The organism is Streptomyces sp. R-07, from assembly GCF_049913175.1.
GTDB lineage: Bacteria > Actinomycetota > Actinomycetes > Streptomycetales > Streptomycetaceae > Streptomyces.
In genome coordinates, this window is sequence record NZ_CP183978.1 from 1962207 (window position 1) to 1977466 (window position 15260).

Consider the following 15260-nt stretch of genomic DNA (forward strand, 5'->3'; position numbering starts at 1 on the left):
ACGCGTGATGTAAGGGTCGCGCCAGCAAGCCAGGCCGTACTTACTAAGGCCCGCCTCAGTGAGGGCAACCCAACCTGGCGGGGTGTCAGCCGGGTGACAGAGACGTTTCTTCGGCGAGTTCGCGCCCCGCGGTGGCACAGATCCAGGCAGTGGGGCGCTGTCGTGGGCGCCCCCGTCGAGGAAGGGGTGCGAGATGGCGACCAGCACAGCCTGCGACACGCGTGAACGGGCGAGAGGAGCACTCCTCGGCCTCGCCGTCGGCGACGCGCTCGGCGCGCCCGCCGAGAACATGCGGCCCTCCGAGATCCGCCGCCGCTGGGGCCGCATCGAAGGGTTCGTGACCGACAGCCCGGCGGGCACCGACGACACGGAGTACGCCATCTTCTCGGCGCTGCTCCTCGCCCGGCACGGCTCCGCCCTCACCGTCCACCACGTGGAACGGGCCTGGCACCACTGGATCGCCGACCTCGACGAAGGCCCCTTCCGGGGCGCGGGCTTCTCGGAGCGCGGCACCCTGGAGAACCTCCGCCGGGGCCTGGCGGCCCCCATCTCCGCCCAGCACCGCCACGCGTGGTCGGACGGACTGGCCATGCGGGCCGCCCCCTTCGGGGTCTTCGCGGCCGGACGCCCGGCGGAGGCGGCCCGGCTCGTCGCGATCGACGGCAGCGTCAGCCACGACGGCGAGGGCATCTACGGCGGCCAGGCGGTGGCGGCGGGCGTCGCGGCGGCGATGGCGGGCGAGTCGGTCACATCGGTCATCGCGGCGGCCCTCTCGGTCGTCCCGATGGACTCGTGGACGGCCCGCTCGCTGCGCCGCGCGGTCGTCGCGGCCCAGCGCGTCCAGCCGGACCCGCTCACCCGCGAGCGCCAGGTCCGCTCGGCGGTCGTCATCGGCGGCTACCCGTGGACGGACCTGGCCCCGGAGGCGGTGGGCCTGGCGTTCGGCGCCTTCGCGGCGGCCCGGGGCGACTTCCGCACCTCCGTCCTGACCGCCGTCAACATGGGCCGCGACGCCGACACGACGGCGGCGGTGGCGGGCGCCCTCGCCGGCGCGGCGGGCGGCCTGCGCTCGATCCCGGACGACTGGGCCTCGGCCATCGCCCCGGTGACGGGCAGCTGCCTCCCGTCGATGCGCGGCTACCACGTCCTGGACATCGCGGACCTGCTGACCCCGGAGGCACAAGCCTGATGAGCGCAGACCCGAAAACGACCGCGGGCCAAGCCCCAGGGCCGGACACCACCGCGCCTGCCGACACCGCTGCCGCGCCGGACGCCACCGCCGTCGCCGTCGCCACCCCTGCGGGCGCAGCCCCGTGGCCGGACGCCCCTGCGGGCGCAGCCCCGTGGCCGGACGCCACCGCCGTCGCCGTCGCCGTCGCCACCGCCGCGGGCGCAGACGCAGGCCTGAGGCCGGACGCCAGCGCCGCTCCCACCCCTGTGGGCAGTCGTCCCGCATGGGGGTCCTCCCCAGCACGAAGTGCTAGGGGGAGGAACGGGTGGGCACAGCCCCCGATGCCGGGCACCGCCCCGGCGACCGGTGCCCCGCAGGACCCGCCCCCGGTGCGGGGCACAGGTTCCTGGAGCAGCGCCCGCATGGACCCGGCAGCGTCCCCTGGTCCGGCCGCCCAGGCCAGGGCGACCCGCGACAGAACGGAGGGCCTCCTCCTCGGGATCGCCGCAGGCGACGCCGCCGGCTGGCCCGCCGCAAGGCACCGCGCCGCCCGCATGCCCGAATGGACCCGCCGGCTCACCCGAGAACTCGACACCTTCGCCGAGCAGAACGCGACGACCACCCTCCCCGTCCCCATCGCCCTCAACCAGCCCCCCGAGCCCCTCCGCCTCGGCCCCTCCGACGACGCCGAGTGGGCGGTGTTCACCGCCGAGGCGGTGCTCGCCTCCACCGGCCGGACGTTCGCCACGCTCCCCCCGGACCGCAGGCTCCGCGCCGCCGTGGACCTCGCCTGGAACGCCCTGGCGAGCCAGGTCGCCGCCGCCGCCGACCGCGCCCCCGAGGTCGAGTCGGCCGTACTGCCGCTCCGCGCCCGGATCTCGGTCCGCGCGGGCCTCGGCAATCTCGCCACCGGCCTGCGCCCGCCCGCCACCGGCCACGACAACCCGCACTTCTTCGACGACGCGGCCTGCGTCCGCGCCGCGGTCCTCGCCGTCGTCCACCCCGGCGACCCCCACGCCGCCGCCGAACTCGCCGAGTTCGACGCCCGGTACACCCAGGACGGCGACGGCGTCCACGGCGCCCGCGCCACGGCGGCGGCCGTCGCGGCGGCCCTCGCCGGGGCGACGGTCGACGAGGCCGTCGAGGCGGCGCTCGCCGAACTCCCGCCCGTCACCGAGATCGGCCGCAACGCCCGGCACGCCGTGAAGCTGGCCCGGGCCGCCGACTCGGCCTTCGCGCTCGTCCCGCTCCTGGAGCACCAGATCGTGGACCACGTCTACAGCTACGGCATCGCCGCCGCCGAGACCGTCCCGGTCGCCCTGGCCCTCGCCACCGCCGCCCGGGGCGAGATGGCGGCCGCGGTTCCGGCCGCCGCCTGCCTCTCCCGGGTCGCCGACTCGGCCCCGGCGCTCGCCGGCGCGCTCACCGGCGCGCTGGGCGGCGGCGGTTCGGTCCCGGCGAGCTGGCGCGAGGCGTGCAGGACGCTCGCGGGCTGTGCGCTGCCCCGGCTCGCGGGTACGGATCTGGTGGAACTCGCCGGGCTGCTCGGAGCCACGGAACCGGCCACCCCAGGTGGACAATTCCGGCATGACACCCACACTGGATGACCGGATCACCGGCAGTCTCCTCGGGGCCGCCGTCGGCGACGCCCTCGGCGGCCCCGTCGAGGGCTACACCCCCGAGCAGATCGTGGAACGCCACGGCGGCCGCGTCACCGGGATCGTCGGCCCCTGGAACGGCGGCGACTGGCGCACGGCCCGGCCCATCGCGCCCTACCACAAGGGCGACGGGCACGTCACCGACGACACCTTGATGACCCACGCGCTGATCCGGGTGTACGAGAAGGTCCGCGGCCACCTCGACGCGTACGCGGTCGCGGACCAGCTCGTCCCCGAACTCATGGGCTCCCCCGTGTGGATCCCGGAGCTGGAGGCCGAGGCGCTCCCCCTCCAGCGGATCTTCCTCGCCGAGAAGTGGATCGTGACGCGGCTCCACTACGGCCATGTGGACCCGCGCGAGGCCGGCAGCGGCAACGTCGTCAACTGCGGGGCGGCGATGTACATGGCGCCGGTCGGCCTGGTCAACGCCGCCCATCCGGCGGCCGCCTACGCCGAGGCGATCGACCTCACGGGCGCGCACCAGTCCTCGTACGGCCGGGAGGCGGCGGGTGTCTTCGCGGCGGCGGTCGCGGCGGCCTGCGCGCCGGACGCCACGCCGGCGTCGGTGGTCGACACGGCCCTGTCGCTGGCGAAGGACGGAACGCGCGGGGCGATCGCGGCGGTCGTCGAAGTCGCCTCCGGCCACACGGACTTCGAATCCGCCCTCACGCCCCTCCGCCGGGCGGTGGCCCCCTTCGACACGGTCGGCCCCGACTACCGCGCCCCCTCCCTCGGCGCCCGCCGCCCCTCCCGGCTCCACGCGATCGAGGAACTCCCGGTGGCCCTGGGCATGCTGCTCGTCGGCGGGGGCGACTTCCGGCGTACGGTCCTGGGGGCGGTCAACTACGGCCGTGACTGCGATTCGATCGCCACGATGGCGGGCGCGATCGTGGGCGCCCTGTACGGGGAGTCGGCCGTCCCCTCCGAGTGGGCGAAGCGGGTGGCGGAGGCGAGCCGCCTGGACCTGCACGCCCCGGCGAGGGCGCTGGCGGACGTGGCCCGCGAGATCTTCGTCCAGGACACCGCGGTCCGCCGTGCCCACGAGTCGGCCTTCGCGACCCTGACGAGCGCGGACCGATGACCCTCCGCCTGACCTGGGTCCAACCGGAGGACCTGGTGGGCCACGAACTCCGCCAGGCGGCGGAGGACGGCCGCGAAGCCGAAGCCTTGGCGGCTCGCTGGACCAAAGCGGGCGGCCCCCCGGCCCCGGAGACGGCCGGCGCCTCGGAAACCCCCCGCCCGGACCTCCGCCCCCTGGCAGAAGACCTCCTGGACACCCTGGCGTCCCTGCCCTCCCCCCTCTCGGCCCACGAGCCCACGGCCCTCCCCGCGATCCAGGCGTCAACGGCCCCCGAACCCGCGCCCACCCGCGTGTGGGCAATCGTCCCTCCGCCAGACTTCGTCCGGGGGGACCCCCAGGGGCGATGGGGGTCCCCCCTGCTCGAGCGAAGCCGAGAGCTTGGGGGAGGGTGGGCACAGGGGACGGCGCCCCCTGCCGGGCCTGGGCTTCCGCGCCTGGACCCGCGCCCGGCGTGCGGCGCCGTCGTGGGTTGTGCCCACCCGTTCCGCCCCGCGGAACGCCTGCCCACAACCCGGCCCGGCATGGAGGACACCGCCCTCCGGGACCGGTTCCACGCCGCCTGGCTGGGCCGCGCCGTCGGCTGTCTCCTCGGCAAGCCCGTCGAGAAGCTCCCTCTCCCCGCCCTCCGCGCCCTCGCCCGCGCCGCCGGCAACTGGCCCCTCACCACCTGGTTCACGGCCCGCGGCGTCCCGCCGGAGCTGCTCGCCGCCCACCCCTGGAACCGTCGCTCCGCCGCCACCTCCCTCGCCGAGAACATCGACGGCATGCCCGAGGACGACGACCTCAACTACCCCCTCCTCAACCTGCTCCTCCTCCAGCGGTACGGCTGTGACTTCACCACCACCGACGTCGCCCGCCTCTGGCTCGACGAACTCCCCGCCGGCCGCACCTTCACGGCCGAGCGCGTCGCCTACCGCAACCTCCTGGACGGCGTCGAACCCCCGCTGACCGCCGTCCACCGCAACCCCTTCCGGGAGTGGATCGGCGCCCAGATCCGGGCCGACGTCCACGGCTGGACCCACCCCGGCGATCCGGTGGCCGCCGCCGCGCAGGCGTACCGGGACGCGGTCCTCACGCACACCGGCAACGGCGTCTACGGCGCCATGTTCGTCGCCGCCACGCTCGCCGCCGCGGCGACCGGCACCGCCGACGTCCACCGCTCGCTCGCCGCCGGTCTCGGCGTGATCCCGCCGCGCTCGCGCCTCGCGGAGGCCGTCCGGCGCGGTATCGCGTACGCCACCGCGGAGGCCGACTTCGACCGGGTCGTCGACCGGCTGCACGCCGAACTCGGCGGGTACCACTGGGTGCATGCCGTCCCCAACGCCGCCCTCCTCGCCGCCGCCCTCACCCACGCCGACGGCGACTTCTCGCGTTCCGTCTGCGCGGCGGTCTCGGGCGGCTGGGACACCGACTCCAACGGCGCCACCGCCGGTTCGGTCGCCGGGCTGCTCGCCGGGCACCCGGACCGGCTGCCCGAGCGCTGGACCTCCCCTCTCAAGAACCGTCTGGCGACCTCGGTGCCGTCCTTCGACGGCATCGGCTTCGACACCCTGGCCGCACTGACACACATGGAGGCTGTACGCCCATGACCAGCATCGTCGTGCTCGGCAGCACGAACATGGACCTCATCGCCTACGTGCCGCGGGCCCCCGCCCTCGGCGAGACGGTCACCGGCCGCTCCTTCCGTACGATCCCCGGCGGCAAGGGCGCCAACCAGGCCGTCGCCGCCGCCCGCGCCGGCGCCGAGGTGGCGATGATCGGCGCGGTCGGCGCGGACGACTTCGGGGTCCGGCTCCGCGCCACCCTGGAGCACTGCGCGGTGGACACCGATCTCCTGCGCACCGCCGAGGGCTCCTCCGGCACCGCCCATGTCGTCGTCGACGACGAGGGCGGCAACGCGATCGTCGTCGTCCCCGGCGCCAACGGCACCGTCATCTCCCTCACCCACGGCGACGAGGCCCTCATCGGCACCGCGGACGCCCTGCTCCTCCAGCTCGAACTCCCCCTCTCCGTCGTCGTCGAGGGCGCCGTCACCGCCCGCCGGCTCGGCGTCCGTACGATCCTCACTCCCGCCCCCGCCCAGCCGCTGCCGCCGGAACTCCTCGCCGCCACCGACCTGTTGGTGCCCAACGAGCACGAGGCCGCCGCGCTCACCGGGCTCACCGACCCGCGCGCGGCCGCGCAGGCCCTGCTGCGGGACGTCCCCGAGGTGGTCGTCACCCTGGGCGCGGCCGGCAGCCTGTACGCGGTGCGCGGCGCCGAACCGGTCGCGGTCCCCGCGCCCCGGGTCCGGGCCGTGGACACCACGGGGGCCGGCGACACCTTCGTCGGCGCCCTGGCGGTCGCCCTCGGCGAGGGCCGTCCCGCCCCGGAGGCGCTCGCCTGGGCCCAGACGGCCGCCGCGCTCTCCGTCCAGCGCGAGGGCGCGTCGACCTCGATGCCGTACCGCGTCGAGATCGAGGCCGCGTTCCTCTCCCCCCACATCCTGGAGGCCGACGCCGTATGACCGTCCACGCACCGGCCACCGCCCACAGGACCGGCACGAGCCCCACCGCCCGTGCGCCCCTGCACGGGCTGCGCGTCCTGGATCTCGCGACCCTCTTCGCCGGCCCGCTCGCGGCCATGATGCTGGGCGACTTCGGCGCCGACGTCGTCAAGGTCGAGCACCCCCGCAAGCCGGACCCGTCCCGCGGTCACGGTCCCGCCAAGGACGGGATCGGCCTGTGGTGGAAGGTCCTGGGCCGGAACAAGCGGGCGATCACCCTCGATCTGTCCTCGCCGGGCGGCCGCGACACGCTGCTCGCGCTCGCCGCCGACGCGGACGTGATCGTGGAGAACTTCCGCCCCGGCACCCTGGAACGCTGGGGTCTGGGCTGGGAGGAGCTGTCCACGGTCAACCCGCGTCTGGTCCTGACCCGCGTCACCGGCTTCGGCCAGTTCGGCCCGTACGCCCATCGCCCCGGCTTCGGCACCCTCGCCGAGGCGATGAGCGGCTTCGCCGCCATCACCGGCGAGCCGGACGGCCCGCCGACCCTGCCGCCCTTCGGCCTCGCCGACTCGATCGCAGCCCTGGCCACGGCGTACGCGGTGATGACCGCGCTCACCGCCAGGACGGCGACCGGCCGCGGCCAGGTCGTCGACATGGCGATCATCGAACCGATGCTCTCCGTCATCGGGCCCCACTCCCTCTGGTACGACCAGCTCGGTTACGTCCAGCCCCGGACCGGCAACCGCTCCCGCAACAACGCCCCGCGCAACACCTACCGGACCGCCGACGGCTCCTGGGTCGCCGTCTCCACCTCCGCACAGTCGATCGCCGAGCGGGTCCTGCGGCTCGTCGGCCGTCCGGAGCTGATCGACGAGCCGTGGTTCGCCGACGGCACGGGCCGGGCCGAGCACGCGGACGTCCTGGACGAGGCGGTCGGCACGTGGATCGCCCGCCACACCCGCGACGAGGCGATGGCGGCCTTCGAGAAGGCGGAGGCGGCCATCGCCCCCGTCTACGACATCCGGGACGTCGTCGCCGACCCCCAGTACCAGGCGCTCCGCACCGTGACCGAGGTGGAGGACCCCGAGCTCGGCCCGATCAAGATGCAGAACGTCCTCTTCCGCCTCTCCGAGACGCCCGGTGCCATCCGCTGGTCCGGCCGGCCGCACGGCGCCGACACCACCGCCGTCCTCTCCGAACTCGGCCTCACCCCCGCCGAGATCGACGCCCTCCGCGAGCAAGGAGCGGTATGAGCCCCCTCAGCAGCCCCGGCGCGCGAGAACGCACCGGCGCGAGAGAACCGACGGGCGCGGGCGAGAAGACCGCCCAGCCCGGCACGGCACGCCCCCGCACGCCCCTCACCTGGTTGTACGCGCCCGGCGACCGCCCCGAGGTCGTCCGCAAGGCCCTGTCCTCCGGCGCCGACGTCGTGATCGTCGATCTGGAGGACGCGGTCGCCCCGCACCGCAAGGCGTACGCCCTCGACGCCACGGCCGATCTCCTCGCGGACGTCCACCCCGTCCCGGTCCACGTCCGCGTCCACACCTCGCGCGACATTCCCACCCTGGCCCCCCTCCCCGGCCTCCGCGGTCTCCGTGTACCCAAGGTGACACACGCCACTGACATCCACCGGATCGCCGAACTCGCGCAGGGCCTCCCGCTCTATCCGCTCCTGGAGAACGCCCTCGCCGTGGAGCACGCCTACGCCATCGCCACCGCCCACCCCGCGGTCCGCGGCATCGCGCTCGGCGAGGCCGACCTCCGCGCCGACCTGGGGGTACGGGAGGACAGCGGCCTCGACTGGCCGCGCGGCCGCCTGGTGGTCGCGGCCCGTGCGGCCGGCCTCCCTCCCCCGGCCCAGTCCGTCCACCCGGACGTCCGCGACCTCGGCGCGCTCGCCGCCGGCTGCGCCCGGGGCCGGGCGATGGGCTTCCTCGGCCGGGCGGCCATCCACCCCCGCCAGCTCCCGGTCATCGAGCGCGCCTACCTCCCCACCCCGGAGGAGATCGACGCGGCCCGTGAGGTCGTCGAGGCGGCCGCGACCGAGCAGGGCGCCCTCGCCCTCCCGGACGGCCGTTTCGTCGACGCGGCCGTGGTGGAGGGCGCCCACCGGGTCCTCGCCCTCGCGGCCCGCGCGGGCTGACCGCACAGGAAAGGGCCGCCGGGACCTCTCGGTCCCGGCGGCCCTCGCGTCGTCAGTCCCGGTCAGCCCTTGGCGGCCGACCCGGCGCCGTGATCGGCGCCGTTGTCGTCGGTTTCCCTGTCCTCGTCGTCGGGCCGGTCGGCCCTGTCCGCGGGCCCGTCGGCCTTGTCCTCGACGGCATCGGCGGCGTCGGTGGCCTCGGTGACGTCGGCACCCTCGACGGCGTCCGTCTTCCCGGCGGCCTTCTCCGCGGCCCTCGGCTCCACGATCTCCTCGCGGCCCGGCCGCAGGCGGGCCGAGAGCACCATGTAGACGACGGCCAGCAGGCCGACGATGATCGCGGTCCACACGTTGAGCCGCAGGCCCAGGATGTGGTGCGCCTCGTCGACGCGCAGCGCCTCCGTCCACACGCGGCCCGAGCAGTAGGCCGCGACGTACAGCGCGAACGCCCGCCCGTGGCCGAGCTTGAAGCGGCGGTCGGCCCAGATGACCAGGAAGCCGACGGCGACGTTCCACAGCGACTCGTAGAGGAAGGTCGGGTGGTAGAGCCCGGCCTCGCGGTTCGGCCCCTCGGTGATCTTCAGCGCCCACGGCACGTCGGTCGCCTTGCCGTAGAGCTCCTGGTTGAACCAGTTGCCCCAGCGGCCGATGGCCTGGGCGAAGGCGATACCGGGGGCGATGACGTCCGCGTACACCGGCAGGGAGATCCCGCGCCGGCGGCAGCCGATCCAGGCGCCCACCGCGCCGAGCGCGATGGCGCCCCAGATACCGAGGCCGCCCTCCCAGATCTTGAAGGCGTCGACCCAGTTCTCACCCTCGCTGAAGTACAGCTGGTAGTCGGTGATCACGTGGTAGAGGCGTCCGCCGACGAGGCCGAAGGGCACCGCCCAGACGGCGATGTCGGCCACGGTGCCGGCAGTGCCGCCCCGGGCGATCCAGCGCTTGTTGCCGAGCCAGACGGCAACGAAGACACCGATGATGATGCAGAAGGCATAGCCGCGCAGCGGGATCGGTCCGAGGTGGATCACGCCGGTCGACGGGCTGGGAATATAGGCAAGGTCCATGGCAGGACCGACGCTACCCTGCCGGGCGGGCAGGACGGCAGCCCACCCGGCAACTTCTGGGTAACCAATCCGCCGGCTAGCCCGCCGAGGGGGAGGCGGTGCCCGGCTTCTTGCCCTTGTTGGCCTCGGCGACCCACTTCTTCAGGTTCGCCGGGGAGATCTGCTCGTTCCCCTTGGTCGGGAAGATCGATTCTCCGTTGAGGAGGACCGAAGGGGTGCCGCGGAAGCCGCCCTTCTGGAAGGCCTCGTTCGACTTCACCACCCAGCTGTCGTGCGTGCCGTCGTTCACACAGCTGCGGAAGGCCGGTGTGTCGAGCCCCGGGACCTTCGCCGCCAGCTCGATCAGCTTGTCGTTCTTCCCGTAGGCGTCGTCCGTCTCCGGCGGCTGGTTGATGTAGAGCGTGTCGTGGTACGCGGTGAACTTCCCCGCGTCCTGGGCGCACGCGGCCGCGTTCGCCGCGCGCAGCGAGCCGCTGCCGCCCATGTTCCCGTCGATGAGGGTGGCGAGGTGGTACTCGGCCTTGAGCGCGCCGGAGGCCTCCAGCTCGTGGATCGTGTCCCGCATGACGTTCTCGAACTGGGCGCACGCCGGGCAACGGAAGTCCTCCCAGACCGCGAGCGTCGACGGGGCGTCCGCCTTGCCCGCGGGGATGGCGGGCTTGTCGCCCTCGACGGAGCCCGTGGGCGCGACCACCGGTCCCGCCTTGTCGGATCCGCCGTCCTTGTCGCCGCCCGCGGCGATCACGCCGACGACCGCGGCCAGGCCGAGGACGCCGACCACCGCCGCCGACACGATCAGGACGCGCCGCTGCTTCTCGCGGGCCTTGTCACGCTCACGCTGCTCCTTGAGTCGCTCCCGGGCACTCTGCGAACCGTTCCGCTTGTTCTCGCTCACGCCCCAGGCAACGAACCGGGGAGGCACATCCGCGCCTCCCCGGTCCCAGTTCCACCCATACGGGCTACGAAACGCGCCGGACGCCCTCGGCGAGTTCGGCCGCCAGTTCCCTTACGGCGGTGAGCCCGGCCGCCTCGTCGCCGTCGGCGTCGAGGATCCGCTGCACGAAGGCGGAGCCGACGATGACGCCGTCGGCGAAGGCCGCGACCTCACGCGCCTGCGCGGGGTTGGAGACGCCGAGCCCGACGCACACCGGCAGTTCGGAGGTGGCGCGGGTGCGGCGGACCAGGTCGGCCGCCTGCTCGCCGACCGACTCGCGGGTGCCGGTGACACCCATGAGCGAGGCGGCGTAGACGAAGCCGGAGCCGGCCGCCGTGATGGTGGCGAGACGCGCGTCCTTGCTGCTGGGCGCGACGACGAAGACGGTCGCGAGACCGTGCTTGTCGGCGTGCTCGCGCCAGACCGCGGACTCCTGGACCGGCAGGTCGGGCAGGATGCAGCCCGCGCCGCCGGCCTCGGCGAGCTCCTCGGTGAAGCGCTCGATGCCGTACCGGTCGATCGGGTTCCAGTACGTCATGACGAGGACCGGCTTGCCGGTGGCCTCGTGGGCCTCGCGGACCGTCCGCATGACGTCGGCGATCTTCACGCCGCCGCGCAGCGCGATGTCGTCGGCGGTCTGGATGACCGGCCCGTCGAGGACCGGGTCGCTGTGCGGGAGCCCGACCTCGACGACATCGGCGCCACCGTCGAAGACGGCCTTGATGGCCGCGATGCCGCCGTCGACGGTCGGGAAGCCGGCCGGCAGGTAGGCGATGAGCGCGGCCCGGTTCTCGGCCTTGGCCTTGGCGAGGGTGTCGCCGAGCAGCTGGATGTTCCCGGTCGTCACTTGGAGCCCTCCCCGTCGTACAGCCCGAAGTAGCGGGCGGCCGTGTCCATGTCCTTGTCTCCGCGCCCGGAGAGGTTCACGAGGAGCAGGGCGTCCTTGCCGAGCTCCTTGCCGACCTCCAGGGCCCCGGCGAGCGCGTGCGCCGACTCGATGGCCGGGATGATGCCCTCGGTACGGGAGAGCAGCCGCAGCGCCTGCATGGCCGCGTCGTCGGTGACGGCCCGGTACTCGCCGCGGCCGCTGTCCTTGAGGTAGGCGTGCTCGGGGCCGATGCCGGGGTAGTCGAGTCCGGCGGAGATCGAGTACGGCTCGGTGATCTGCCCCTCCTCGTCCTGGAGGACGTAGGAGCGGGACCCGTGGAGGATGCCGGGCTCGCCGGCGGTGAGGGTGGCCGCGTGCTCGCCGGTCTCGACGCCGTGTCCTGCCGGCTCGCAGCCGATCAGGCGCACGCCCGCGTCCGGGACGAAGGCGTGGAAGAGCCCGATCGCGTTGGAGCCGCCGCCGACGCAGGCGATGGCCGCGTCGGGCAGCCGTCCGGCGCGCTCCAGGATCTGGCGGCGGGCCTCGACGCCGATGACCCGGTGGAAGTCGCGGACCATGGCGGGGAAGGGGTGCGGGCCGGCGACGGTGCCGAACAGGTAGTGCGTCCGGTCCACGTTGGCGACCCAGTCGCGGAACGCCTCGTTGATGGCGTCCTTGAGGGTGCGGCTGCCGGACTTCACGGCGATGACCTCGGCGCCGAGCATCCGCATCCGGGCCACGTTGAGGGCCTGGCGCTGGGTGTCGATCTCGCCCATGTAGATGGTGCAGTCGAGACCGAAGAGGGCGCAGGCGGTGGCGGTGGCGACGCCGTGCTGGCCGGCGCCGGTCTCGGCGATGACCCGCGTCTTGCCCATGCGCTTGGTCAGGAGGGCCTGCCCGAGCACGTTGTTGATCTTGTGCGAGCCGGTGTGGTTGAGGTCCTCACGCTTGAGGAAGACCCGGGCGCCGCCGGCGTGCTCGGCGAACCGGGGCACCTCCGTGAGGGCGCTCGGCCGGCCGGTGTAGTTGACCATCAGGTCGTTGAGCTCGCGGGCGAACTCGGGGTCTGCCTTGGCCTTCTCGTACTCGACGGCGACCTCGTCGACGGCGGCGACGAGGGCCTCCGGGATGAACTTGCCGCCGTAGGCGCCGAAGTAGCCCTCCGGGCTGGGGACCTGGCCTTCCAGGTCCGGGATGAAGAACTCGCTGGACATGCGGATGCTCCTCGCGGGGCGGGTGCCCCGGGATACGTGGGGTCGATGGTCACGTTATGCGCGCGACGCACTCACGTACGGCAACCCCGCCCGTTGTGGGCATACGTTCCGCAAGGGCGGAACGGGTGGGCTCAACGGACGGCGCCCCGTGCCGGGCCTGGGCTCCCGCGCCTGAACGCGCACCACAGGTACGGCGCTCAGGTGGTGCGGGCAGGTGCAGGGGGCGGAGGCGCCGCCGAGGACGCCGTCCCGTGTGCCCACCCGTTCCGCCCTGCGGAACGATTGCCCACACGGGGGTGGCGTTTACGTGAAGGTGCGCGCGAGGCGCGGGCGCCATCGCATGCCGTTGACCTGGCCCGGCTCCGAGCCGATGACGTACCGCACCCGGCGGCCGTGGACACGGCGGGCGGGCGCACGGCAGCCACGCGGTCGGCAGCCGCGGGCCAGCGGGGCGTGGGCGGGGACGGACGCGGCGGTACGCAGCCGGCGGCGCCGCCCCACGGAGGCCGCCGACGGCATGCCGACCGGGCCCGGGGCGGTGCCCCGGGTGGTCGGCGTGTCGTGGCGGGGGGTCATGGCTCGGTCAGCTCCGGCCGTGGCGGAGGGCCGGGTGGGCGCCGGCGGCGACGAGGTCGGCGACGGCGGCCTTCGGGTCGCGGCCGGTGACGAGGGACTCGCCGACCAGGACCGCGTCGGCGCCCGCGTTGGCGTAGGCGATGAGGTCGTGCGGGCCGCGGACGCCGGACTCGGCGATCTTGACGATGTGGTCGGGGATCTCGGGGGCGACGCGCTCGAAGGTGGAGCGGTCGACCGTCAGGGTCTTGAGGTCGCGCGCGTTGACGCCGATGATGCGGGCGCCCGCGTCGACGGCGCGCTCGACCTCGTCCTCGTCGTGGACCTCGACCAGCGGGGTCAGCCCGATGGACTCGGCACGCTCGATGAGGGAGACGAGCGCCTCCTGCTCCAGGGCGGCGACGATGAGGAGCGCGAGATCCGCTCCGTACGCCCGTGCCTCCCAGAGCTGGTACGCGGTGACGATGAAGTCCTTGCGCAGCACCGGGATGTCGACCCGGGCGCGGACGGCCTCCAGGTCGGCGAGCGAGCCGCCGAAGCGGCGCTGCTCGGTGAGGACGGAGATGACGGCGGCGCCGCCCGCCTCGTAGTCCGCGGCGAGTCCGGCCGGGTCGGCGATCGCGGCGAGCGCGCCCTTGGACGGGCTGGAGCGCTTGACCTCGCAGATCACCTTGACGCCGTCGCCGCGCAGTGCGGCGACGCCGTCCTTGGCCTGCGGCGCCTTGGCGGCGCGCTCCTTGAGCTCGTCGAGGGTGACCCGCGCCTGCCGCTCTGCGAGGTCGGCGCGTACGCCTTCGATGATCTCGTCGAGCACACTCACGCGAGGGGCCCCCTTCCGGGACGGTGATGATGAACCAGGTTCAGCCACTTCGATCCTATCCGCAGGACGGCCCCGGAATCGCATCGGCCGGAGTCGCGTCCCACCTGCTGGGACTCCCGACGGGGTCCCCGCGGGCCCGCTGGGGGCTCTCAGGGAGCCAGCGCGGAGCCGAAGGGAAGGTTCCGGACCAGGGTGAACAGGGCGAGGACGGCCCCGATCCCCCACCACCAGACCGGGGAGACCGCGAGGCGCATGGGCACCCCGCGGACGGCACGAATCAGCCAGACGGCCATGACGACGGCGAAGATTCCGTAGCCGACGACGGCGAGGGCGTTGGCGCCGAGGGCGGCCGGGAGGTCGCCGTGGGCGAAGGCGTGGGCGCTGCGGAGCCCGCCGCAGCCGGGGCAGTAGATGCCGGTGAAGCGGAGGAGTGGGCAGACGGGGTAGTGCCCGGGTTCGTTGGGGTCGACGGCCCCGACGTAGGCGAACGCGGCGACGACCCCGGCGAGGGTGGCGACCGGTGCGGCCAGCCGCCGCGCGAGCGACCGCGGCGGGGTCGGCGGCGCCGGGACGTACACCCCGGACCAGCCACCGGGCGCCGCCGGCAGGCGCCCCTCCGGCGGGACGAGCGGTGCGCCCGGCGGTACGAGCGGCGCGCCGGGCCGGCCGTCGTAGCCCGGCCGTACGAGCGGCGCGGCGGCTTCGGGGGGTGGTGCGGCGGTGTCCCCCTCCCCCGGCACGTCCGGCGCCGGCGCGGCGGCATTCGGGCAGGCGGGTCCACCCGGCTGGGTGGGGGAATCGTCGGTCACGGCTCCGGCCGTCGGCTGCGCGTCCACCCGGTGATTCTCGCCCCTGACGCGCGAGGGCGCAGCCCGGCACGGCCGGACTGCGCCCTCGGATGCGTCGTGTCGCGTCAGGCGCGGGCCCGGGCGGTCGCGGTCGCGGTCTCGCGGGCGGCGGTGACGTCCGCCGACTCCTTCGGCATGCCGAGGCCTGCCGCCTTCATCGCACCGCCGACGATGCCGCCGAGGACGATGACGCCCATGCCGGCCCAGAAGCCGGGCAGGTTGGCGGCCACCATGAAGACGCCGGCGATGCAGAAGCCGATGAAGGAGATGATGACACCGGTCCAGGCGGCCGGGGTGTGTCCGTGGGCGCTGCCCGCCATGAGTTGCTCCTCGTTGCAGTTGCTCGATGGTGAGGTCTCGCGTGCGCGGACACTCGGCCCTCATTGTCCCGTACGCGG

General features: G+C 74.4%; 15 protein-coding genes. 7 read left to right on the top strand and 8 right to left on the bottom strand.

Annotated features, from left to right (window positions below):
• Positions 1–193: 193 nt before the first annotated feature.
• The 7 genes from ACN9M0_RS08775 to ACN9M0_RS08805 all read left to right on the top strand — a co-directional run bounded on the left by ACN9M0_RS08775 (position 194) and on the right by ACN9M0_RS08805 (position 8541).
• A complete protein-coding gene (locus ACN9M0_RS08775; RefSeq protein WP_366037146.1) occupies positions 194–1189 on the top strand; it encodes an ADP-ribosylglycohydrolase family protein in 996 nt (331 codons plus the stop codon).
• A gap of 323 nt (positions 1190–1512) precedes the next feature.
• A complete protein-coding gene (locus ACN9M0_RS08780; protein ID WP_399696440.1) occupies positions 1513–2778 on the top strand; it encodes an ADP-ribosylglycohydrolase family protein in 1266 nt (421 codons plus the stop codon).
• Complete coding sequence (locus tag ACN9M0_RS08785) at positions 2759–3910, top strand: ADP-ribosylglycohydrolase family protein (protein WP_426403391.1); 1152 nt, start codon at positions 2759–2761, stop codon at positions 3908–3910. The genes ACN9M0_RS08780 and ACN9M0_RS08785 overlap by 20 nt, the downstream gene beginning before the upstream one ends.
• Positions 3907–5499, top strand: coding sequence for an ADP-ribosylglycohydrolase family protein (locus ACN9M0_RS08790; RefSeq protein WP_426403392.1), 1593 nt, complete (start codon positions 3907–3909; stop codon positions 5497–5499). Before ACN9M0_RS08785 ends, ACN9M0_RS08790 begins: the two co-directional genes overlap by 4 nt.
• Positions 5496–6416, top strand: a complete 921-nt coding sequence (gene rbsK / locus ACN9M0_RS08795; protein WP_399696443.1) for a ribokinase — start codon at positions 5496–5498, stop codon at positions 6414–6416. Before ACN9M0_RS08790 ends, rbsK begins: the two co-directional genes overlap by 4 nt.
• Positions 6413–7651 (top strand): CaiB/BaiF CoA transferase family protein, encoded by a 1239-nt coding sequence (locus ACN9M0_RS08800; RefSeq protein ID WP_366039472.1) that lies wholly within the window; start codon positions 6413–6415, stop codon positions 7649–7651. Before rbsK ends, ACN9M0_RS08800 begins: the two co-directional genes overlap by 4 nt.
• Positions 7648–8541: an HpcH/HpaI aldolase/citrate lyase family protein gene (locus tag ACN9M0_RS08805; protein ID WP_426403393.1), complete on the top strand. Its 894-nt coding sequence runs from the start codon at positions 7648–7650 to the stop codon at positions 8539–8541. Before ACN9M0_RS08800 ends, ACN9M0_RS08805 begins: the two co-directional genes overlap by 4 nt.
• 62 nt (positions 8542–8603) lie before the next feature.
• On the opposite strand, the gene lgt is transcribed toward ACN9M0_RS08805, so the two are convergent.
• From lgt to ACN9M0_RS08845, 8 genes are all read right to left on the bottom strand, one after another.
• Positions 8604–9605, bottom strand: a complete 1002-nt coding sequence (gene lgt / locus ACN9M0_RS08810; RefSeq protein WP_426403394.1) for a prolipoprotein diacylglyceryl transferase — start codon at positions 9603–9605, stop codon at positions 8604–8606.
• A gap of 76 nt (positions 9606–9681) precedes the next feature.
• Entirely contained in the window at positions 9682–10500 is an 819-nt protein-coding gene (locus ACN9M0_RS08815; RefSeq protein WP_366039475.1) for a DsbA family protein, read from the bottom strand.
• A gap of 64 nt (positions 10501–10564) precedes the next feature.
• Positions 10565–11386 (bottom strand): tryptophan synthase subunit alpha, encoded by an 822-nt coding sequence (gene trpA, locus ACN9M0_RS08820; protein WP_366039476.1) that lies wholly within the window; start codon positions 11384–11386, stop codon positions 10565–10567.
• Positions 11383–12621, bottom strand: coding sequence for a tryptophan synthase subunit beta (trpB, locus tag ACN9M0_RS08825; RefSeq protein ID WP_366039477.1), 1239 nt, complete (start codon positions 12619–12621; stop codon positions 11383–11385). The genes trpA and trpB overlap by 4 nt, the downstream gene beginning before the upstream one ends.
• 303 nt (positions 12622–12924) lie before the next feature.
• Positions 12925–13140 carry a tryptophan biosynthesis modulator TrpM gene (gene trpM, locus ACN9M0_RS08830; protein WP_399696594.1) on the bottom strand — a complete coding sequence of 72 codons (216 nt, stop codon included), beginning with the start codon at positions 13138–13140 and terminating at the stop codon, positions 12925–12927.
• Between the two features lie 64 nt (positions 13141–13204).
• The gene (gene trpC, locus ACN9M0_RS08835; protein WP_366039478.1) at positions 13205–14014 is read right to left on the bottom strand and encodes an indole-3-glycerol phosphate synthase TrpC; all 810 of its coding nucleotides are present in this window, start codon (positions 14012–14014) and stop codon (positions 13205–13207) included.
• Positions 14015–14163: 149 nt separating this feature from the next.
• A complete protein-coding gene (locus tag ACN9M0_RS08840; protein ID WP_426405291.1) occupies positions 14164–14622 on the bottom strand; it encodes a DUF2752 domain-containing protein in 459 nt (152 codons plus the stop codon).
• Positions 14623–14927: 305 nt separating this feature from the next.
• Entirely contained in the window at positions 14928–15182 is a 255-nt protein-coding gene (locus tag ACN9M0_RS08845) for an HGxxPAAW family protein (RefSeq protein ID WP_366039479.1), read from the bottom strand.
• Positions 15183–15260 lie beyond the last annotated feature (78 nt).

Excerpts from the sequence above, each read along its gene's own strand:
- ACN9M0_RS08800 (WP_366039472.1), top strand. The coding sequence starts at position 6,413 with ATGACCGTCCACGCACCGGCCACCGCCCACAGGACCGGCACGAGCCCC.
- ACN9M0_RS08785 (WP_426403391.1), top strand. The coding sequence starts at position 2,759 with ATGACACCCACACTGGATGACCGGATCACCGGCAGTCTCCTCGGGGCC.
- ACN9M0_RS08775 (WP_366037146.1), top strand. The coding sequence starts at position 194 with ATGGCGACCAGCACAGCCTGCGACACGCGTGAACGGGCGAGAGGAGCA.
- ACN9M0_RS08780 (WP_399696440.1), top strand. The coding sequence starts at position 1,513 with ATGCCGGGCACCGCCCCGGCGACCGGTGCCCCGCAGGACCCGCCCCCG.
- ACN9M0_RS08845 (WP_366039479.1), bottom strand. The coding sequence starts at position 15,182 with ATGGCGGGCAGCGCCCACGGACACACCCCGGCCGCCTGGACCGGTGTC.
- ACN9M0_RS08805 (WP_426403393.1), top strand. The coding sequence starts at position 7,648 with ATGAGCCCCCTCAGCAGCCCCGGCGCGCGAGAACGCACCGGCGCGAGA.
- lgt (WP_426403394.1), bottom strand. The coding sequence starts at position 9,605 with ATGGACCTTGCCTATATTCCCAGCCCGTCGACCGGCGTGATCCACCTC.
- ACN9M0_RS08790 (WP_426403392.1), top strand. The coding sequence starts at position 3,907 with ATGACCCTCCGCCTGACCTGGGTCCAACCGGAGGACCTGGTGGGCCAC.
- trpM (WP_399696594.1), bottom strand. The coding sequence starts at position 13,140 with ATGCCGTCGGCGGCCTCCGTGGGGCGGCGCCGCCGGCTGCGTACCGCC.
- trpB (WP_366039477.1), bottom strand. The coding sequence starts at position 12,621 with ATGTCCAGCGAGTTCTTCATCCCGGACCTGGAAGGCCAGGTCCCCAGC.
- rbsK (WP_399696443.1), top strand. The coding sequence starts at position 5,496 with ATGACCAGCATCGTCGTGCTCGGCAGCACGAACATGGACCTCATCGCC.